The sequence below is a fragment of the Ruegeria sp. YTSC002 genome (assembly GCF_059609845.1).
Window position 1 is genome coordinate 45,528 of record NZ_JBXWML010000017.1, and the last position, 21,157, is coordinate 66,684.

At 58.1% G+C, this 21,157-nt stretch carries 16 protein-coding genes and 1 pseudogene; 13 read left to right on the top strand and 4 right to left on the bottom strand.

The features are described from left to right. The first annotated feature begins 147 nt into the window (after nucleotides 1-147). The 4 genes from rpoB (at nucleotide 148) to AC2FFD_RS20995 (ending at nucleotide 10,204) form a co-directional block, all read left to right on the top strand. A complete protein-coding gene (gene rpoB / locus AC2FFD_RS20980; RefSeq protein ID WP_170347264.1) occupies nucleotides 148-4,284 on the top strand; it encodes a DNA-directed RNA polymerase subunit beta in 4,137 nt (1,378 codons plus the stop codon). 50 nt (nucleotides 4,285-4,334) lie between these two features. Continuing rightward, a complete protein-coding gene (gene rpoC, locus AC2FFD_RS20985) occupies nucleotides 4,335-8,576 on the top strand; it encodes a DNA-directed RNA polymerase subunit beta' (RefSeq protein WP_480686088.1) in 4,242 nt (1,413 codons plus the stop codon). Between the two features lie 186 nt (nucleotides 8,577-8,762). After that, on the top strand, nucleotides 8,763-9,245 hold the full coding sequence (locus AC2FFD_RS20990) for a hypothetical protein (protein WP_425080252.1): 483 nt from the start codon (nucleotides 8,763-8,765) through the stop codon (nucleotides 9,243-9,245). Between the two features lie 89 nt (nucleotides 9,246-9,334). After that, entirely contained in the window at nucleotides 9,335-10,204 is an 870-nt protein-coding gene (locus AC2FFD_RS20995; protein WP_170347261.1) for a DMT family transporter, read from the top strand. Here the strand turns inward: AC2FFD_RS20995 and AC2FFD_RS21000 are convergent. Further along, nucleotides 10,189-10,995: a putative rhamnosyl transferase gene (locus AC2FFD_RS21000; protein WP_496874042.1), complete on the bottom strand. Its 807-nt coding sequence runs from the start codon at nucleotides 10,993-10,995 to the stop codon at nucleotides 10,189-10,191. The two genes, AC2FFD_RS20995 and AC2FFD_RS21000, sit on opposite strands and share 16 nt — an antisense overlap. 4 nt (nucleotides 10,996-10,999) lie before the next feature. After that, complete coding sequence (locus AC2FFD_RS21005) at nucleotides 11,000-11,806, bottom strand: putative rhamnosyl transferase (protein WP_496874039.1); 807 nt, start codon at nucleotides 11,804-11,806, stop codon at nucleotides 11,000-11,002. Nucleotides 11,807-12,196: 390 nt separating this feature from the next. On the opposite strand from AC2FFD_RS21005, the gene rpsL reads away from it, so the two are divergent. Genes rpsL through tuf form a run of 4 tightly spaced genes read left to right on the top strand, consistent with a single transcriptional unit; the run spans nucleotide 12,197 to nucleotide 16,426 of the window. Further along, nucleotides 12,197-12,568 carry a 30S ribosomal protein S12 gene (gene rpsL, locus AC2FFD_RS21010; protein WP_005621086.1) on the top strand — a complete coding sequence of 124 codons (372 nt, stop codon included), beginning with the start codon at nucleotides 12,197-12,199 and terminating at the stop codon, nucleotides 12,566-12,568. A gap of 15 nt (nucleotides 12,569-12,583) precedes the next feature. Next, the gene (gene rpsG, locus AC2FFD_RS21015) at nucleotides 12,584-13,054 is read left to right on the top strand and encodes a 30S ribosomal protein S7 (RefSeq protein ID WP_010441203.1); all 471 of its coding nucleotides are present in this window, start codon (nucleotides 12,584-12,586) and stop codon (nucleotides 13,052-13,054) included. 18 nt (nucleotides 13,055-13,072) lie between these two features. Further along, nucleotides 13,073-15,190, top strand: a complete 2,118-nt coding sequence (fusA, locus tag AC2FFD_RS21020; protein ID WP_171172533.1) for an elongation factor G — start codon at nucleotides 13,073-13,075, stop codon at nucleotides 15,188-15,190. Between the two features lie 60 nt (nucleotides 15,191-15,250). Then, on the top strand, nucleotides 15,251-16,426 hold the full coding sequence (gene tuf / locus AC2FFD_RS21025; RefSeq protein ID WP_170415189.1) for an elongation factor Tu: 1,176 nt from the start codon (nucleotides 15,251-15,253) through the stop codon (nucleotides 16,424-16,426). Between the two features lie 73 nt (nucleotides 16,427-16,499). Here the strand turns inward: tuf and AC2FFD_RS21030 are convergent, their stop codons facing one another. Further along, nucleotides 16,500-17,375 (bottom strand): DUF4238 domain-containing protein, encoded by an 876-nt coding sequence (locus AC2FFD_RS21030; RefSeq protein ID WP_496874040.1) that lies wholly within the window; start codon nucleotides 17,373-17,375, stop codon nucleotides 16,500-16,502. Between the two features lie 233 nt (nucleotides 17,376-17,608). Between AC2FFD_RS21030 and rpsJ the strand changes: the two genes are divergently transcribed. The 4 genes from rpsJ to AC2FFD_RS21050 are packed head-to-tail and all read left to right on the top strand — an operon-like array spanning nucleotide 17,609 to nucleotide 19,574. Continuing rightward, a complete protein-coding gene (gene rpsJ, locus AC2FFD_RS21035; protein ID WP_008756422.1) occupies nucleotides 17,609-17,923 on the top strand; it encodes a 30S ribosomal protein S10 in 315 nt (104 codons plus the stop codon). Nucleotides 17,924-17,941: 18 nt separating this feature from the next. Further along, on the top strand, nucleotides 17,942-18,667 hold the full coding sequence (gene rplC, locus AC2FFD_RS21040) for a 50S ribosomal protein L3 (protein ID WP_480686092.1): 726 nt from the start codon (nucleotides 17,942-17,944) through the stop codon (nucleotides 18,665-18,667). After that, nucleotides 18,664-19,281, top strand: a complete 618-nt coding sequence (gene rplD, locus AC2FFD_RS21045; RefSeq protein WP_155148664.1) for a 50S ribosomal protein L4 — start codon at nucleotides 18,664-18,666, stop codon at nucleotides 19,279-19,281. The genes rplC and rplD overlap by 4 nt, the downstream gene beginning before the upstream one ends. Further along, a complete protein-coding gene (locus AC2FFD_RS21050) occupies nucleotides 19,278-19,574 on the top strand; it encodes a 50S ribosomal protein L23 (RefSeq protein WP_170347256.1) in 297 nt (98 codons plus the stop codon). The genes rplD and AC2FFD_RS21050 overlap by 4 nt, the downstream gene beginning before the upstream one ends. Nucleotides 19,575-19,684: 110 nt before the next feature. On the opposite strand, the gene AC2FFD_RS21055 is transcribed toward AC2FFD_RS21050, so the two are convergent. Next, nucleotides 19,685-20,542 carry a PilZ domain-containing protein gene (locus AC2FFD_RS21055; protein ID WP_496874041.1) on the bottom strand — a complete coding sequence of 286 codons (858 nt, stop codon included), beginning with the start codon at nucleotides 20,540-20,542 and terminating at the stop codon, nucleotides 19,685-19,687. Nucleotides 20,543-21,010: 468 nt separating this feature from the next. Between AC2FFD_RS21055 and rplB the strand changes: the two are divergent. Then, nucleotides 21,011-21,157, top strand: a pseudogene (gene rplB, locus AC2FFD_RS21060) (50S ribosomal protein L2); the annotation flags it as partial.

Sequence of the window (21,157 nt, forward strand, 5' to 3'; positions counted from 1 at the left end):
CGTTTTCTAAGACACGGTTTTCGGATCGGGAGGCCGCCTTCGGGACGGTGGCCATGAATTGATCCGGGCGTGTTGTCTCGATTGTGCAAGATGCCGGGGCCCGACGGTGTCTTTGCCCGCTGAGAACATCGAAAGGTGACATCTGACATGGCTCAAACGTTCCTTGGCCAGAAACGTCTTCGTAAATATTACGGCAAAATCCGCGAAGTGCTGGAAATGCCGAACCTCATTGAGGTCCAGAAATCTTCTTATGATCTTTTCCTGCGCTCCGGCGATGCAGAGCAGCCGACGGACGGCGAAGGCATCAAAGGTGTGTTCCAGTCGGTTTTCCCGATCAAGGATTTCAACGAAACCTCCGTTCTGGAATTCGTGAAATACGATCTGGAAAAACCCAAATACGACGTCGAAGAATGTATGCAACGCGACATGACCTACAGCGCGCCGCTGAAGGTTACACTGCGTCTGATCGTGTTCGATGTCGATGAGGATACCGGTGCTAAATCGGTAAAAGACATCAAGGAACAGGATGTCTTCATGGGCGATATGCCTTTGATGACGCCGAACGGCACCTTTGTCGTGAACGGGACCGAGCGTGTGATCGTATCGCAGATGCACCGTTCGCCCGGCGTGTTCTTTGACCATGACAAAGGCAAGACCCATTCCTCGGGCAAGCTGCTGTTTGCCTGCCGTATCATCCCGTATCGCGGCAGCTGGCTGGACTTTGAGTTCGACGCCAAGGACATCGTGTTCGCCCGGATCGACCGTCGCCGCAAACTGCCTGTGACAACCCTGCTTTATGCGCTGGGTCTGGATCAGGAAGCGATCATGGACGCGTATTACAACACCGTGTCCTACAAGCTGGACAAGAATAAGGGTTGGGTCACTCCGTTCTTCCCCGAGCGCGTGCGCGGCACCCGCCCGACCTATGATCTGATCGACGCCAAATCAGGTGAAGTGATTGCTGAAGCGGGCAAGAAAGTAACGCCTCGCGCGGTCAAGAAGCTGATCGACGAAGGCACCGTTACCGATCTGCTGGTTCCGTTTGATCACATCGTTGGCAAGTATGTCGCCAAGGACATCATCAACGAAGAAACCGGCGCGATCTATGTCGAAGCCGGTGATGAACTGACGCTGGAATATGACAAAGATGGCGACCTGATCGGCGGTACCGTCAAGGAACTGATCGACGCGGGCATCACCGACATCCCGGTTCTGGACATCGACAACGTCAATGTCGGCCCGTACATGCGCAACACCATGGCTCAGGACAAGAACGTGAACCGTGAAAGCGCGCTGATGGATATCTACCGCGTCATGCGTCCGGGTGAGCCGCCCACCGTCGAGGCTGCGTCGGCCCTGTTCGACACGCTGTTTTTCGACAGCGAGCGTTATGACCTGTCCGCCGTCGGCCGCGTGAAGATGAATATGCGTCTGGCACTGGACGCGCCCGACACCCTGCGTACTCTGCGCCGCGAAGACATCGTGGCCTGCATCAAGGCGCTGGTGGAACTGCGTGACGGCAAAGGCGATGTGGACGATATCGACCACCTCGGCAACCGTCGTGTGCGTTCGGTCGGCGAACTGATGGAAAACCAGTACCGCGTCGGCCTGCTGCGCATGGAACGCGCCATCAAGGAGCGCATGTCGTCGGTCGAGATCGACACCGTCATGCCGCAGGATCTGATCAACGCGAAACCGGCCGCGGCCGCGGTGCGTGAATTCTTCGGCAGCTCGCAGCTGTCGCAGTTCATGGACCAGACCAACCCGCTGTCGGAAGTCACCCACAAACGCCGTCTTTCGGCGCTTGGCCCCGGTGGTCTGACCCGTGAGCGTGCGGGCTTCGAGGTGCGCGACGTTCACCCGACCCACTATGGCCGGATGTGCCCGATCGAAACGCCGGAAGGCCCGAACATCGGTCTGATCAACTCGCTGGCCACCTTTGCCCGCGTGAACAAGTACGGCTTCATCGAAACGCCTTATCGCGTCGTGAAAGACGGGCAGGTGACCGACGAGGTCCACTACATGTCCGCGACCGAGGAAATGCGTCACACCGTGGCGCAGGCCAACGCGACGCTGGATGAAAGCGGCAAGTTCATCAACGATCTGGTCTCGACCCGTCAGGCGGGTGACTACACCCTGGCCCCGCGCGAGAATGTCGACCTGATCGACGTGTCGCCGAAACAGCTGGTGTCGGTTGCGGCCTCGCTGATTCCGTTCCTGGAAAACGACGACGCGAACCGCGCTCTGATGGGCTCGAACATGCAACGTCAGGCGGTTCCGCTGCTGCGGGCCGAGGCACCGCTGGTCGGCACCGGCATCGAAGAAAAGGTTGCCATCGACTCGGGCGCTGCAATTCAGGCGAAACGCGCCGGTATCATCGACCAGGTCGATGCCCAGCGTATCGTGATCCGCGCCACCGAAGATCTGGAACTGGGCGACGCTGGCGTGGACATCTATCGTCTGCGCAAGTTCCAGCGGTCGAACCAGAACACCTGCATCAACCAGCGTCCGCTGATCAAGGTGGGTGACACCGTCCAGAAGGGCGAGGTCATTGCCGATGGTCCGTCGACCGATATGGGTGAACTGGCTTTGGGTAAGAACGTGGTCGTCGCGTTCATGCCGTGGAACGGTTACAACTACGAAGACTCGATCCTGATCTCGGAACGTATCGCGCGTGATGACGTCTTTACCTCGGTCCATATCGAGGAATTCGAAGTCGCCGCCCGTGACACCAAGCTGGGCCCGGAAGAGATCACCCGCGACATCCCGAACGTTGGTGAAGAAGCGCTGCGCAACCTCGACGAGGCGGGCATCGTTTACATCGGCGCGGATGTGGAGCCGGGCGATATTCTGGTCGGCAAGATCACTCCGAAGGGCGAAAGCCCGATGACCCCGGAAGAAAAGCTGCTGCGCGCCATTTTCGGTGAAAAAGCATCTGACGTGCGCGACACCTCGCTGCGCGTGAAGCCGGGCGATTACGGTACGGTCGTCGAGGTTCGCGTCTTCAACCGCCACGGCGTCGAAAAAGACGAGCGTGCGTTGCAGATCGAGCGTGAGGAAGTCGAACGTCTGGCCCGTGACCGGGACGACGAGCTGGCGATCCTTGACCGCAACATCTATGCGCGTCTGCAAGGTCTGATCCTGGGTAAAACCGCTGTCAAAGGCCCGAAAGGCGTCAAGGCAGGGTCGGTGATCACCGAGGAGCTGCTGGAAACCCTGACCCGTGGTCAGTGGTGGCAGCTGGCGCTGGAAGACGAGAAGGACGCGCAGATCGTCGAAGCTCTGAACGAGCAGTACGAAGTGCAAAAGCGTGCTCTGGACGCCCGTTTCGAGGACAAGGTCGAGAAAGTCCGTCGTGGCGACGATCTGCCGCCGGGTGTGATGAAGATGGTCAAAGTCTTCATCGCCGTGAAACGCAAGTTGCAGCCGGGCGACAAGATGGCCGGTCGTCACGGGAACAAGGGTGTGATTTCCAAGGTTGTTCCGATGGAAGACATGCCGTTCCTGGCCGATGGTACGCCGGTTGACTTCTGTCTGAACCCGCTGGGTGTGCCTTCGCGTATGAACGTTGGTCAGATCCTTGAAACCCACATGGGTTGGGCCGCACGCGGTCTGGGTCTGAACATCGATGAGGCGCTGCAGGAATACCGCCGTTCAGGCGACTTAACGCCGGTCCGTGACGCGATGAAACACGCCTATGGCGAGGATGTCTATGAAGAGGGCATCAGCGGCATGGACGAGGATCAGCTGATCGAAGCGGCCAGCAACGTCACCCGCGGTGTTCCGATCGCTACCCCGGTCTTTGACGGCGCCAAAGAGGCGGACGTCAACGATGCGCTGGTGCGTGCGGGCTTCTCGCAAAGCGGTCAGTCGATCCTGTTCGACGGTCGTACGGGTGAGCAATTCGCACGTCCGGTGACCGTGGGCATCAAGTACCTGCTGAAACTGCACCACCTTGTGGACGACAAAATCCACGCGCGTTCGACCGGGCCGTACAGCCTGGTCACCCAGCAGCCGCTGGGTGGTAAGGCGCAGTTCGGTGGTCAGCGCTTTGGTGAGATGGAGGTCTGGGCTCTGGAAGCTTACGGCGCCGCCTACACCCTGCAGGAGATGCTGACGGTGAAATCGGATGACGTCGCCGGCCGGACCAAGGTCTATGAGTCGATCGTCAAGGGCGAGGATAACTTTGAAGCGGGCGTACCGGAATCGTTCAACGTTCTGGTGAAAGAAGTCCGTGGCCTCGGCCTGAATATGGAACTCCTGGATGCGGAGGTTGAGGAGTGAGGGCGCTGCCCTTTCTCCCGTCCCCCCTTCCGCAAGATTTGAGGTAACAAATGAACCAGGAAATCACCAACAACCCGTTCAACCCGCTGACGCCGCCGAAAGTCTTTGACGAAATCAAAGTCTCATTGGCCAGCCCTGAACGGATTCTGTCTTGGTCCTATGGTGAGATCAAGAAACCCGAAACCATCAACTACCGGACGTTCAAGCCTGAACGTGACGGTCTGTTCTGCGCGCGTATCTTTGGCCCGATCAAAGATTACGAATGCCTGTGCGGCAAATATAAGCGGATGAAGTATCGCGGCGTTGTCTGCGAAAAGTGTGGCGTGGAAGTCACCCTGCAAAAAGTCCGCCGCGAGCGTATGGGCCATATCGAACTGGCCGCGCCCGTTGCACATATCTGGTTCCTGAAATCGTTGCCGTCCCGCATCGGTCTGATGCTGGACATGACGCTGCGCGATCTGGAACGTGTTCTGTACTTTGAAAACTATGTCGTCATCGAGCCCGGTCTGACTGACCTGACCTACGGCCAGATGCTGACCGAAGAAGAGTACATGGATGCGCAGGATGCCTATGGCATGGACGCGTTCACCGCCAATATCGGTGCCGAAGCCATCCGTGAGATGCTGGCCCAGATCGATCTGGAAGCCGAAGCCGAGCAGCTGCGCGCTGATCTGGCCGAAGCAACCGGCGAGCTGAAGCCCAAGAAGATCATCAAGCGTCTGAAGGTCGTTGAATCCTTCCTCGAGTCGGGCAACCGGCCCGAATGGATGGTGATGACCGTGATCCCGGTCATTCCGCCGGAACTGCGTCCGCTGGTTCCGCTGGATGGTGGCCGTTTTGCGACCTCGGATCTGAACGATCTGTATCGCCGCGTCATCAACCGGAACAACCGCCTGAAGCGTCTGATCGAGCTGCGCGCGCCTGACATCATCGTCCGCAACGAAAAGCGGATGCTGCAGGAATCCGTGGATGCTCTGTTCGACAACGGCCGTCGTGGCCGCGTGATCACCGGCGCCAACAAGCGTCCGCTGAAATCGCTGTCGGACATGCTGAAAGGTAAGCAGGGCCGCTTCCGTCAGAACCTTCTGGGTAAGCGCGTCGACTTCTCGGGCCGTTCGGTCATTGTGACCGGTCCGGAACTCAAGCTGCACCAGTGTGGTCTGCCCAAGAAGATGGCGCTGGAGCTGTTCAAGCCGTTCATCTATTCGCGCCTTGAAGCCAAGGGTCTGTCTTCGACCGTGAAACAGGCGAAGAAACTGGTCGAGAAAGAACGTCCCGAAGTGTGGGATATCCTCGATGAGGTGATCCGCGAACACCCTGTCATGCTGAACCGTGCGCCGACGCTGCACCGTCTTGGCATTCAGGCGTTCGAGCCGGTTCTGATCGAAGGTAAAGCCATCCAGCTGCACCCGCTGGTCTGTTCGGCCTTCAACGCCGACTTCGACGGCGACCAGATGGCCGTTCACGTCCCGCTGAGTCTTGAGGCACAGCTGGAAGCGCGTGTTCTGATGATGTCGACGAACAACGTTCTGTCGCCTGCAAACGGCGCGCCGATCATCGTTCCGTCGCAGGATATGATCCTGGGTCTGTACTATGTGACCCTGGAACGCGAAGGCATGCCGGGCGAAGGCAAGGTCTTTGGGTCGATCGACGAAGTTCAGCATGCGCTGGACGCGGGCGAGGTGCATCTGCACTCGAAAATCACTGCCCGGATCGCGCAGATCGACGAAGAAGGCAACGAAGTTCAGAAGCGTTATGAAACCACTCCGGGCCGTCTGCGTCTGGGTGCGTTGCTGCCGATGAACAACAAGGCACCGTTCGATCTGGTCAACCGTCTGCTGCGGAAAAAAGAAGTGCAGCAGGTGATCGACACCGTCTACCGTTACTGCGGTCAGAAAGAGTCGGTGATCTTCTGTGACCAGATCATGTCGATGGGCTTCAAGGAAGCGTTCAAGGCGGGCATCTCGTTCGGCAAGGATGACATGGTCATCCCGGACGACAAGTGGAGCATCGTCGACGAAACGCGCAGTCAGGTGAAAGACTTTGAACAGCAGTACATGGACGGCCTGATCACTCAGGGCGAAAAGTACAACAAGGTTGTCGATGCCTGGTCGAAGTGTAACGACCGCGTGACCGAGGCGATGATGAGCACGATCTCGGACGTTGCCAAGGCCGAAGACGGGTCGGACATGGAGCCGAACTCGGTCTACATGATGGCCCACTCGGGTGCGCGTGGCTCGGTCACTCAGATGAAACAGCTGGGCGGTATGCGCGGCCTGATGGCCAAGCCGAACGGTGACATCATCGAGACGCCGATCATCTCGAACTTCAAGGAAGGTCTGACCGTTCTCGAGTACTTCAACTCGACCCACGGTGCCCGTAAGGGTCTGTCGGATACCGCTCTGAAGACGGCAAACTCGGGTTACCTGACCCGTCGTCTGGTGGACGTGGCGCAGGACTGCATCGTTCGTGAGATCGACTGCGGCACCGAGCGTGCGATCACCGCCGAAGCAGCCGTGAATGACGGTGAGGTTGTCGCCTCGCTGGCCGAACGTGTGCTGGGCCGTGTAGCCGCTGACGATGTTCTGCGTCCGGGCACCGATGAGGTGATCGTCGCAGCCGGTCAGCTCATCGACGAACGTATGGCCGACATGATCGACGAAGCCGGTGTTCAGTCGATGCGCATCCGCTCGCCTCTGACCTGCGAATCCGAGGAAGGCGTCTGTGCGACCTGCTATGGTCGTGACCTTGCACGCGGTACCATGGTGAACACGGGTGAAGCTGTCGGTATCATCGCGGCGCAGTCCATCGGTGAACCCGGTACACAGCTGACCATGCGGACCTTCCACATCGGTGGTGTTGCGCAAGGTGGTCAGCAGTCGTTCCAGGAAGCCAGCCAGGAAGGTGTCGTTTCCTTCGAGAACCCGCAGATTCTGGTCAACGCAGCAGGCGAAAGCCTGGTCATGGGCCGGAACATGAAGTTGGTGATCAAGGACGAACACGGCGAAGAGCGTGCCAGCCACAAGCTGGGCTACGGCTCCAAGCTGTTCGTCAAGGACGGCACCAAGGTGGCCCGTGGCGACAAGCTGTTCGAGTGGGATCCCTACACCCTGCCGATCATCGCCGAGAAAGCCGGTACTGCAAAATATGTCGATCTGGTTTCGGGCCTCGCTGTCCGCGACGAGACCGACGAAGCAACCGGCATGACCCAGAAGATCGTGATCGACTGGCGCGCCGCCCCCAAGGGCAGCGACCTCAAGCCCGAGATCATTCTGGTGGACGACAACGGCGAGCCGGTCCGCAACGACGCGGGCAACCCGGTTCACTATCCGATGTCGGTGGATGCGATCCTGTCGGTCGAAGATGGCCAGAAGATCGAGGCCGGCGACGTCGTCGCGCGTATTCCGCGCGAAGGTGCCAAGACCAAAGACATCACCGGTGGTCTGCCGCGTGTGGCCGAACTGTTCGAAGCGCGCCGTCCCAAGGATCACGCGATCATCGCCGAGGCAGATGGTTACGTGCGCTTTGGCCGCGACTACAAGAACAAGCGCCGCATCAGCATCGAGCCGGCGGACGAGTCCATGGAGACCATCGAATACATGGTGCCCAAGGGCAAGCACATCCCGGTCGCCGAAGGGGATTTCATCCAGAAGGGTGAATACCTGATGGACGGTAACCCTGCGCCGCATGACATCCTGTCCATCATGGGTGTCGAAGCGCTGGCGGATTACATGATCGACGAAGTGCAGGACGTGTATCGCCTGCAAGGCGTGAAGATCAACGACAAGCACATCGAGGTCATCGTGCGCCAGATGTTGCAGAAGTGGGAGATCCTGGATTCGGGCGACACCACCCTGCTGAAAGGCGAACATGTCGACAAGCAGGAGTTCGACGCGGCCAACGAGAAGACCATCGCCCGCGGTGGTCGCCCTGCTCAGGGTGAGCCGATCCTGCTGGGGATCACCAAAGCTTCGTTGCAGACGCGCTCGTTCATCTCGGCGGCGTCGTTCCAGGAGACCACCCGCGTGCTGACCGAAGCTTCGGTTCAGGGCAAGAAGGACAAGCTGGTCGGCCTGAAAGAGAACGTCATCGTCGGTCGCCTGATCCCCGCCGGTACCGGTGGGGCAACCCAGGCCGTCCGCCACATCGCGCAGTCGCGTGACAACGTGGTGATCGAAGCACGCCGGGAAGAGGCCGAGGCCGCCGCCGCCCTGGCCGCACCGATCATGGATGATGATATGGTCGGGGATGAGCTGGACGTTCTGGTCGAAACACCGGAAAGCCGCGAATAAACCGCGTCATTCAAAACCAAAAAAAGGCCCTGCGATTTCGTGGGGCCTTTTTTGTTGCCGCTTCAGGTACGCAATTGTGAACCTTCGTGACAGAGCGCAGCCTTTGACCCTATTGCATCTGGCTTGTGGTTCTGCAATCGGTAGTTTAGCGCTGTACTGTGTTTTCGGATTATTTCGAGCTGACCCATGGACATCAAAAGCAACTCTTTCGAGGACCGTGTGGCGCGGATCAAACAGCGTTCGGAAGAAAACACGCGCAAGTCGCCTCTGCCTCGAACCGAGAGTATCTGGCAACGCCTGGGTTATCCCGCTGCGTTTCTGGGGGCCTTTTTTCTGGGTGTTTTTGCGGTCTTCCTGTCCCGCCTGATTCAATATCAATCGGTTGGCATTCCGGTGCCCGGCAAGGTAGGAACGCAGGATTTCGTCAGCCTCGGCCTTGCAGGCGGGGCCTGCATCATGGTCATGCTGTTTCTGAAAGGAAAACTGCGAGAGTTCGCCGGGGCGCTCACTGTTGGCGCGTTGGTGACGACCTTTTCCTTTCATAATTTCGTGTGGAAATATCCAGTGTTTTTCGAACTTGTATACGGAGAAGACTGGGTGGAGTTTGTAAAAGACACGACAGAGCCTTCAAGCCTGAATCTGTTCGGGACCATCCTCCCGTTCGGTTGATGATCTCTGCACCCCTTGTGCGTTGTTGACATCCAGCCCGACTCGGCGGCCAATGCGGGGCGATCTATAGCCTCGGAGCCCGAAGCAGCATGACTCCAAACACAAAAGGCGCTTTGCTGATGATGGGCAGCATGGCTGCCTTTACGCTGAACGACACGCTGGTGAAGGTTGCCTTGCAGGACCTGCCATTGTTTCAGTTGGTGGCCATGCGCGGGTTTCTGGCGGTATTTCTGATCTATGTACTTGCCCGGTCACTAGGCGCGTTGCATCTGAATTTTTCGCGCCATGACAAGTGGCTGGTTGCACTGCGCTGCCTTGCAGAGCTGGCGGCGACATTCTTTTTCCTGACGGCGCTGAAGAACATGCCGCTTGCCAATGTTACGGCCATTCTTCAGGCATTGCCTCTTACGGTAACCCTGGGTGCTGCGTTGGTTTTTTCCGAACAGGTTGGTTGGCGACGTGCATTGGCAATCGCCGTGGGTTTCGCCGGAATGCTGCTGATCGTAAGACCCGGGCCAGAGGGGTTCAGCGTGTATTCCATCTATGCGCTGGTTGCAGTGGCCTCGATTACAGTTCGGGACCTCATCACGCGACGCATGTCAGCCGACGTGCCGTCAATGCTGGTTACGCTGGCCACTTCGGTTTCCATTGCAGGGGCCGCGGCAATGGCCTCGGTTTTCGAAGGATGGGTTCCGGTTTCGGCAACAGCGGGTTCCCTGGTCGCGGCGGCGGCCGTGTTTGTGCTACTTGGCTATTTGTTCAGCGTCATGGTCATGCGTCAGGGAGATGTCGGATTCGTTGCACCGTTCAGGTATTCCAGCCTGATCTGGGCGCTCGGGTTGGGTTGGGTCGTGTTTGACGAATGGCCCGACAGCCTGACGATGCTGGGTGCTGCACTGATCGTGGGTGCTGGCCTGTTCACCTTGTTCCGGGCACGTGCGCGTCAGGGCTTGGCGTGACTCCGTCTGACCATGTCCGGATCAATGGCGAAACGGGTTTGAAACTCGAGCTCTTGCTGCCGGGTAAGAGGGTTGAGCGCGACATCCATGTTTCTGGTTCGTGGTGAGTCATTGAACCGGTTCAATCCCCGTACCCACATCGGACTATCGGGTCGGGTCACAACGGGCATCGCGCGGTTGATCCTGTTATGGGCAAAATTCATGATCGATTTCTGTTGCCCGCCCCGCACGTACATTCCCAGACCGGCTGTTATCAACGGGCGGTGTACGCGAACGGCTTGAATCCCATCAGCATTGGCGCGAGCCAGATAACCGCAGTTGAAGTCAACGGCAACCATCGCGTGCCTTTCGAACAAGCCGATGCAGTCCCTGACACACCCCCGGAACCGCTCGACAAAATCCACGGCCACTGCATCATCGTCGTCGTGACGAAACTGAAGGCAGGGTTGGTCGGGATTGTTCCGCGCCGAATTCAGGATTTCCTGCATGACTTTTCTGTGCCGCCCCGGAGGTTTCGCGACTATGCGCACCTGTTTCAGCCCACCGGTCAGATCGTTGAGGCGGTCGAATGCCGGTTTGGGCAGGCAATCGCCGACCACGATCACCAACTGGAAATCTTCGTCGGACTGTTTTTTGAAACCGGGTAGGGCGACCGTTTCGAACAGGCGAAACCGCTCTTCCAACCTGTCGTACTGGTACAGGAACCGCCGTCTTTCTTCGACACTCTCGTGAGTTGTCTGAAAGCCGCCAATTGCGGGATAGGAAAACCGGCAAAGACCGACGACCTGCATTTTTTCAGCGCGCCGCATATCTGGCCTCGAACGCGTCAGGGTCGATCGAGAACCGTACCCGCAAGTCTTCTGCCTGTTCAGGCGTGAAAGGCGATAGCTCGCTGGTATCTTTGCGCGCGTGGTCCGAGTCGTTGTACGCGTGAAGCATCCTAACCCACATGGGCGTGTCCGGATAGCTGACCACGGGCATGAACCGGGCGAGCCTGTTGTGCAACCGGTCAAATATCGTCCGCGTGCTGCCGGCTTGAACATACATGCCCAGGCCAACGCCCAGCAGCGATCGATAGACCCGAGCGGCCCGAATTCCGCGGGCCTCGCGCCGGGCGATGTAACCTTGATTGAAATCTATTCCGACGGACTCGCTCTGCTGCATCAGCCCTGTGTTTTCGACAACAGCCGCGCGGAGGCGTTCTATGAATTCAACGGAAACGGCGTCATCGTCATCATGCCGGAACTGCACGCAGGGCTGATGCGGATCCGCCCGGGCGGTGTTCAGCACCTCTCGAACGATCTGCTTATGATCCCCCGGTTCTTTTGCAATGATACGGATCTGTTTGATCCCGGCGGTCAGGTCGCGCAGCCGGACCGCATGGATCTGAGGCAGGCACGTCCCGGTCAAAACATACAACTCGAAAGCCTCATCTGTCTGGGTGCGAAAGCTGGGCAGGGTGACGGTCTCAAACAGGCGAAAGCGCTCTTCCAGCCGGTCGGTGGCATACAGGAATTGCCGCTGCTCGTCGATCGTATCCCGATTCAGCCGAAAACCGCCCGTTGCGGGATAGGAAAACCGGCAAAGGCCAATCACTTGCATCTGTAATCCATCAGCAGGTATTCGACCCGACTATGCCCTTGCCGCGGTTCGGCCGCAACCGGGATGGCGTCGCGCAGGAATGACAATCCAACAGGCCGCATCCAACGCGTGCGCCAGGGGGCCGGTATCGTGCTGTTGACACTCGGGACGACTCCCCCTATACGCGCGTCATCTCGGTACCGGGGGCCGCCCCGTAGCCGATTCCAGTAATGAACTGGTCAAGGCCCGGACAATTTTGCAGTTCGCGCCCTCTGAGAACCAACCGCGACGTTCACCTCGGAATGGGAACGCTCGTGGGTTTTGCGCTTGTGGACGCATAAGCGCAGCGAATTTAGCCGCACGCAACGCGCGTGCATGTCATGTGTGTTGCAAAACGGGGAAAGAACCGGAATGCCAACTATTCAACAGCTGATCCGCAAGCCGCGGCAGCCCAAAGTCAAACGCTCGAAGTCCATGCACCTGGAGCAGTGCCCGCAAAAGCGCGGTGTCTGCACACGTGTCTATACCACTACGCCTAAAAAGCCGAACTCGGCGATGCGTAAAGTTGCCAAGGTGCGCCTGACCAACGGATTCGAGGTCATCTCGTACATCCCCGGTGAAAGCCACAACTTGCAGGAACACTCGGTTGTTCTGATCCGTGGCGGCCGTGTGAAAGACCTTCCCGGTGTGCGTTACCACATCCTGCGCGGTGTTCTGGATACTCAGGGCGTCAAAGACCGTAAGCAACGTCGTTCGAAATACGGCGCGAAGCGTCCCAAGTAAGAAGGAGAGGCTGATATGTCACGTCGTCACGCCGCCGAAAAACGCGAAGTCCTGCCTGACGCCAAATTTGGCGACAAGGTACTGACCAAATTCATGAACAACCTGATGATCGACGGCAAGAAGTCGGTCGCAGAGCGCATCGTCTACAACGCATTTGATCGCGTTGAGAACAAGGTAAAGCGCGCTCCTGTCGAAGTGTTCCACGAAGCGCTCGACAACATCAAACCGTCGGTCGAGGTTCGCTCGCGCCGGGTTGGTGGTGCAACCTACCAGGTTCCGGTCGAAGTGCGCCCCGAGCGCCGCGAAGCACTGGCCATCCGCTGGCTGATCACCGCTGCGCGCGGCCGCAACGAAAACACCATGGAAGAACGCCTCGCCGGCGAGCTGCTGGACGCCGTACAGTCCCGCGGTACTGCCGTTAAGAAGCGCGAAGACACCCACAAGATGGCCGAGGCGAACAAAGCCTTCAGCCATTACCGCTGGTAATTCTAGAGGCTTATCCAAATGGCACGCGAATATCCGCTCGAACTATACCGTAACTTCGGTATCATGGCGCACATCGATGCAGGCAAGACGACCTGCTCGGAACGCATCCTGTATTATACTGGTAAATCCCACAACATCGGTGAGGTGCACGATGGTGCCGCCACCATGGACTGGATGGAGCAGGAGCAGGAACGCGGCATCACCATCACCTCGGCTGCGACCACCACTTTCTGGGAACGCACCGAAGACGGTAAAACCGCCGATACCCCCAAGCACCGCCTGAACATCATCGACACCCCCGGCCACGTTGACTTCACCATCGAAGTTGAACGCTCGCTGGCGGTTCTCGACGGTGCCGTCTGCGTTCTGGACGCAAACGCCGGTGTTGAGCCCCAGACCGAAACCGTGTGGCGTCAGGCTGACCGCTACAAGGTTCCGCGCATGGTTTTCGTCAACAAGATGGACAAGATCGGCGCAGACTTCTTCAACTGCGTTCGCATGATCGAAGACCGCACCGGCGCACGTGCTGTTCCGGTTGGTATCCCGATCGGCGCCGAGTCCGAACTGGAAGGTCTGATCGACCTGGTCACCATGGAAGAATGGCTGTGGCAGGGCGAAGATCTGGGCGCAAGCTGGATCAAAGCACCGATCCGCGACAGCCTGAAAGACATGGCTGAAGAATGGCGCGGCAAGATGATCGAAGCGGCCGTCGAAATGGACGACGACGCGATGATGGAATACCTGGAAGGCAATGAGCCCGACGTTCCGACCCTGCGCAAACTGCTGCGCAAGGGTACGCTGGACATCGCGTTCGTTCCGGTACTGGGTGGTTCCGCGTTCAAAAACAAAGGCGTTCAGCCGCTGCTCAACGCTGTGATCGACTACCTGCCCAGCCCGCTGGACGTTGTCGACTACATGGGCTTCAAACCCGGTGACGAAGAAGAAGTCCGTAACATCGCGCGTCGCGCTGACGATGACATGGCCTTCTCGGGCCTGGCGTTCAAAATCATGAACGACCCCTTCGTTGGCTCGCTGACCTTCACCCGGATTTACTCGGGTGTGCTGAACAAGGGTGACTCGATCCTGAACTCGACCAAAGGCAAGAAAGAGCGCATCGGTCGTATGATGATGATGCACTCGAACAACCGGGAAGAGATCGAAGAAGCGTTTGCAGGCGACATCATCGCGTTGGCGGGTCTGAAAGACACCACCACGGGTGACACCCTGTGTGACGCCAAGGATCCGGTGGTTCTGGAAACCATGACCTTCCCCGATCCGGTGATCGAGATCGCTGTCGAGCCCAAAACCAAGGGCGACCAGGAAAAGATGTCTCAGGGTCTGGCCCGTCTGGCCGCCGAAGACCCGTCCTTCCGCGTGGAAACCGATCTGGAATCGGGTCAGACCATCATGAAGGGCATGGGCGAACTTCACCTGGACATCCTGGTTGACCGCCTGAAGCGCGAGTTCAAGGTCGAGGCCAACATCGGTGCGCCGCAGGTGGCCTATCGTGAAACCATCTCGATGCCGGTCGAACATACCTACACCCACAAGAAACAGTCGGGTGGTTCGGGTCAGTTCGCCGAGGTCAAGCTTGAGATCACTCCGACCGAGCCCGGCGAAGGTTATTCGTTCGAAAGCCGCATCGTTGGTGGTGCTGTTCCGAAGGAATACATCCCGGGCGTCGAAAAAGGCATCCAGTCTGTCATGGACAGCGGCCCTCTGGCCGGCTTCCCCGTGATCGACTTCAAGGTTGCCCTGCTGGACGGTAAGTTCCACGACGTCGACTCGAGCGTTCTGGCGTTCGAAATCGCTGCCCGTATGTGCATGCGTGAAGGCATGCGCAAAGCCGGCGCGAAACTGCTGGAACCGATCATGAAGGTCGAAGTGATCACCCCGGAAGAATACACCGGCGGTATCATCGGCGACCTGACCTCGCGTCGTGGCCAGGTGTCTGGTCAGGAGCCGCGCGGCAACGCAATCGCGATCGACGCATTCGTTCCGCTGGCGAACATGTTCGGTTACATCAACACCCTGCGTTCGATGTCGTCGGGCCGTGCCCAGTTCACCATGCAGTTCGACCACTACGATCCGGTTCCGCAGAACATCTCGGACGAGATCCAGGCGAAATACGCATAAGCGAAGATTTGGGGGAGCGTGGGTATCACGCTCCCTTCATTACCGAAAAAGGAGGCCATCATGGCAAAGGAAAAGTTTGAGCGTACAAAACCGCACGTCAACATCGGCACGATTGGCCACGTTGACCACGGCAAGACCACGCTGACCGCAGCAATCACCAAGTATTTTGGTGACTTCAAAGCGTATGACCAGATTGACGGTGCGCCGGAAGAGAAAGCGCGCGGCATCACCATCTCGACCGCCCACGTGGAATACGAGACCGACAACCGCCACTATGCACATGTCGACTGCCCCGGCCACGCCGACTACGTCAAGAACATGATCACCGGTGCCGCTCAGATGGACGGCGCGATCCTGGTTGTGAACGCAGCTGACGGCCCGATGCCGCAGACCCGCGAGCACATCCTGCTGGGCCGCCAGGTTGGCATCCCGAAGATGGTCGTGTTCATGAACAAAGTTGACCAGGTTGACGACGAAGAGCTGCTGGAACTGGTTGAGATGGAAGTTCGCGAACTGCTGTCCAGCTACGAATACCCCGGCGACGATATTCCGATCATCGCTGGTTCGGCTCTGGCCGCGATGGAAGGCAACAACCCGGAAATCGGCGAAGAGAAGATCAAGGAACTGATGGCGGCTGTTGATGACTACATCGACACCCCTGAGCGTGAAGTCGACAAGCCGTTCCTGATGCCGGTCGAAGACGTGTTCTCGATCTCGGGTCGTGGTACCGTTGTGACCGGTCGCGTCGAGCGTGGCGTGATCAACGTTGGCGACGAGATCGAAATCGTCGGCATCCGTGACACTCAGAAAACCACCTGTACCGGTGTTGAAATGTTCCGCAAGCTGCTGGATCGCGGTGAAGCGGGCGACAACATCGGCGCCCTGCTGCGCGGCATCGACCGTGACGGCGTTGAGCGTGGCCAGGTTCTGTGTAAGCCGGGTTCGGTTACACCGCACACCAAGTTCGAAGCCGAAGCCTATATCCTGACCAAGGAAGAAGGCGGTCGTCACACTCCGTTCTTCGCGAACTACCGTCCGCAGTTCTACTTCCGTACGACTGACGTGACCGGCACCGTGACCCTGGCCGAAGGCACCGAGATGGTCATGCCCGGCGACAACGTCGGCTTCACCGTCGAGCTGATCGCCCCGATCGCGATGGAAGACGGCCTGCGTTTCGCCATCCGCGAAGGCGGCCGCACCGTCGGCGCCGGCGTTGTGTCGAAAATCATCGAGTAATCACGGTAGGCCGGGCTTCAGTCCGGCACACCGGTGAGACTAAAGAGGGCCGTCCCACAAAGGGGCGGCCTTTTTATGCCCTTGCAGGTTGCCCCGTGAGAGACTCTATTAACTTTTGTGAATGAGAGGCGATACTCTGGCTGTTTCTAGCAGCGTAAATATTGATCTCTCGGATATGTTCAGAGCTTTCTACCGAAACTAAGGGAATTTTGTTTTCGGGGTCTTTTAACAAGACCAGCGCTTTCTTAGGGGTAATGGGCATCCAAATTTCCATGTTTGGATTGACAAGCCCGTTTGGCCCGCCATTGCCAATTCGATATGCAATCATACTCGACAAGACAAACGAATGGCGAGTATTGCTGATTGCCCACCGTACTTGAAATCCTTCAAGCGCTTTTTCGATCTTGTCTGAGCGCCTCACTGTCGCGCGTACACGTATATCTCGTCCGTAACTTTTGAGTGCTACATCGTCAAAAAGCTGGTTTTCTAGATCAGTTCTGATCGCCTCATCCAAATGCCCTTTTGGCTTTTCGAGCATTTTTTCCAAGAATTCGCGCCCTGCCGCGAGGTCGTCATGATTTCTGACAAACTCTGGTGTTCTCTTGATCGTTTCATAGAGTAGTAAGCGTAGGCTGTACAAAACTTCGCCTGAGAAAGTCGGCACGCCACCTTCATCAAATGCCGCCAGAATCTCTTCGAGTAGATGGCCTAGATAATTGTCAATCACACCGTAGAATTCTCTTTCTACAATGTCGGACGGTGCGCCATCGTCTACTACCGTATAGTAGTCTCTGATCTTAAAGGTGGAACTTGTGCTGGGGGCCTCGGGCCGTAAGAAGTGCCCGTCCTTGTCCTTTTCCGCATACCAAATCTGACCATGTTCGTTAAGAAATTGACGTTGAAGGACCTGCGGTAGAAAGTGATGCTTCTTTGCCCGTTTGTTGCTCACAAATTGCCTCTATGTGTGACTTCGGTATCAAATGCCCTTGGAGGAACCATAAAGATGTTGAAAGAAAGCAAAGTCAACAAACCCCTTGCCAAACCTCACTAACCACACTAATACGCGCGAGTTCTCAATAAGAACATCAAGGCGGGGTGATTCCCGCCTTTTGGGTTCGAAGAGGGTTGGCGATGCGCGTCTGTCCTCCTCTCAACCTCAACGCCTGATAAAAGGCTGTTAATATGCAAAGCCAAAACATCCGTATTCGGCTGAAGGCATTTGACTATCGCGTTCTGGATGCCAGCACGCAAGAGATCGTCAACACTGCCAAGCGGACCGGCGCGAACGTGCGCGGCCCGATCCCGCTGCCGAACAAGATTGAGAAGTTCACGGTTCTCCGTGGCCCTCACGTTGACAAGAAATCCCGCGACCAGTTCGAGATCCGCACGCACAAGCGTCTGCTCGACATCGTTGATCCGACCCCCCAGACCGTTGACGCGCTGATGAAGCTCGACCTCGCTGCTGGTGTGGACGTCGAGATCAAGCTGCAGTCGTAAGATCGGAGGGTATAGATTATGCGCTCTGGTATTATCGCAAAAAAAGTTGGCATGACCCGACTGTTCATGGAAGACGGCAAGCAGATCCCTGTCACCGTTCTTCACCTGGACAACCTGCAGGTCGTTGCACAGCGCACCGCTGACAAAGACGGCTACACCGCCGTTCAGCTGGGCGCCGGTGCCGCCAAGGCGAAACGCACCTCGAAGGCCATGCGCGGCCACTATGCCGCTGCCAAGGTCGAGCCCAAGCGCAAGCTGGCCGAGTTCCGCGTCTCCGAAGATGGCCTGATCGAAGTGGGTGCCGAGATTTCGGCAGAACACTTCCTGGAAGGTCAGAAGGTTGACGTATCGGGCACATCGATCGGTAAAGGCTTTGCCGGTGCGATGAAGCGCCACAACTTCGGTGGCCTGCGCGCCTCGCACGGTGTCTCGATCTCGCACCGTTCGCACGGTTCGACCGGTCAGTGTCAGGACCCGGGCAAGGTTTTCAAAGGCAAGAAGATGGCCGGTCACATGGGTGCTGCCCGTGTCACTACCCAGAACCTGGAAGTCGTCAAAACCGACGCCGAGCGTGGTCTGGTCTTCATCAAAGGCGCCGTTCCCGGACCGAAATCGGGCTGGGTCACCGTCAAGGACGCCGTGAAGAAGAAAGCACCGGAAGGCCTGCCTTTCCCGGCTGCTGTGAAATCGGCTGTATCTGATGCACCTGCGGAAGAAGCTCCCGCGGAAGGTGGTGAAGCATGAAACTTGATGTAATCAAACTGGACGGCGGCAAAGCCGGCGACATCGAGCTGAACGCCGATCTGTTCGGTCTCGAGCCGCGTGCGGACATCCTGCACCGTGTGGTCCGTTGGCAGCGCAACAACGCGCAGGCCGGCACCCACAAGGTCAAGACCCGCTCGGAAACCAGCTACTCGACCAAGAAGATCTATCGCCAGAAGGGCACCGGTGGCGCACGCCATGGTGACCGCAACGCGCCGATCTTCCGCAAGGGTGGTATCTACAAGGGCCCGACCCCTCGTTCGCACGGCCACGACCTGCCGAAAAAGTTCCGCAAGCTTGGCCTGCGCCACGCTCTGTCGGCCAAAGCCAAGGCAGGTGAACTGGTCGTGATCGAGAACGCCGAAGCCGAAGGCAAGACCGCCGCTCTGGCCAAACAGGTTGCAAACCTGGGCTGGAAACGTGCTCTGGTCATCGACGGCGCGACCGTGAACGAAGGTTTCCTGAAGGCGTCGCGCAACATCGAAGGTCTGGATATCCTGCCGTCGATGGGTGCAAACGTTTATGACATCCTCAAGCGTGACACCCTGGTGCTCACCAAAGCGGCTGTCGAAGCACTGGAGGCTCGACTGAAATGAGCGCGAAGGCAGAACACTACGACGTGATCCGCAAGCCGATCATCACCGAAAAGTCGACCATGGCGTCCGAAAACGGCGCGGTTGTCTTTGAAGTGGCGATCGACAGCAACAAGCCGCAGATCAAAGAGGCCGTCGAGGCGCTGTTTGGTGTTAAGGTCAAGGCGGTGAACACCACCGTGACCAAGGGCAAGGTCAAGCGGTTCCGTGGCCAGCTGGGCCGCCGGAAAGACGTCAAGAAGGCCTATGTGACCCTGGAAGAGGGTAACACCATCGACGTGACCACCGGTCTCTGATCGGATCCGTCATTTGGAAAATCAGAACCCCCGCGCAAGCGGGGGTTTTTTTGATGCGCTCCGGCGGAAGCGGCGCCCGTTGGCACGTGGCGCTGTCGATTGACAGCCTGTCAAACCGAAGGATCTCTTCGTTCGCGGGATGAAGCCGAATCCCGGAGGGCGTCAAGAGGGGGTGGCTGATTCTGATTCTGCGACAATGCTGTGGGGCGGTGTTTCGGACATCGGCGATGGCACTCCGACGAGTGACAGGGCAGGGCCCGCCGCTGCACGGCGGCACCGAGCGACGCGGAACCTTTGTCGGCGACAACCTCATGGATCATCCTGTCGGATATGGCCTTGTCGAGTTGAATGCCGGCAAAATACTTGTTCCGCCAAACGATCCGGCCGCGCGAAACGTGTCCGCAAAAGAATAGTTTGACTTCTTCTCTCAAGACCCCTTCCTGCGGGGCCTCGACCCGCATCCCGCCCTCGCTGATATCGACGATATGGGTCTTGGTGCACCGGCTGCTGTTCCGCATCACCGCAGGTATGTGACAGAAGTGCCGGACACTGCGGCGATTTTGCTCGGGGTTCCGCAGCACGATCAGCAGCGACAGCAACAACAGGGCCAGCAAGAAGAGGTTTTCGGTGATCGGCCAGTGCTCTCTCTGCGCAGCCGCTGGCTTAAGGGGATCCGGGGATTGAGAGCGGACGGTACTCAAGAACTCGGATCCACGGGCCGGAAACCGGATGGCTGCCGCGTCGCATTCAAAAGCCTTCTTGACGAAACCTATTAACTCGCCATGGGCAAGCAATACGATATCAATCCGTCGAGACATTGCCGTGTTGAAGGCGATGGCCGCGCCGGACAGTCCGGCCAGATCCGGGATCAGGTTTTCCAGGTCGGCCTTGGCCCGCTGCACGGTCGGAATTGTGGCGAGTTCCTCGAAAGCTTCGATCTCGGCGTGAAAGCGAACAAGCTTCTCCAAGGTGGTTTCCGGGTCGTTGCTGCGCCCAGTTGCGCCCGCCTGTCTTGCCAAGCTTTCTAGTTCAGCAACGCGAGTGCATAAGGCCGCCGGGTCATGCTCAGCCAAGCAGCTAACGGCAGTCAGCAGGCTGAACAGATTGGTGCCAAAGGCAGCGCGAAGTCCTCTCATCTTTCATCTCCATCCTGAATCTAAACGGAGACGGATTAACGCGGAGTTACTGACGTCTATCGCTCTGCGGCCTTCACGTGACAGGTATGCGCCAAGTTCGCAGGGCAGGGCGCTTGACAGGCTGAGCACACTCCCATGCTTCAGCCCATCCGCGTGGCCCCGGATTCGTCCGGGGTCATGCCTGTCATTCGCGGAAACACCGGTACCGGGGACCTTCGGGGCCCTATACCCTTGGCACCTACGGGGGCCTCTCACATAGCGGGGAACCCCCTCGCAATTGCTAAACGGAAGACAGAAAGCATGGCGCTCAAGTCGTACAAGCCGACGACGCCGGGCCAGCGCGGGCTGGTGCTGATCGACCGTTCGGAGATTTGGAAAGGACGTCCGGTCAAGTCTCTCACTGAGGGTTTGACCAAATCGGGCGGCCGGAACAACACCGGACGGATC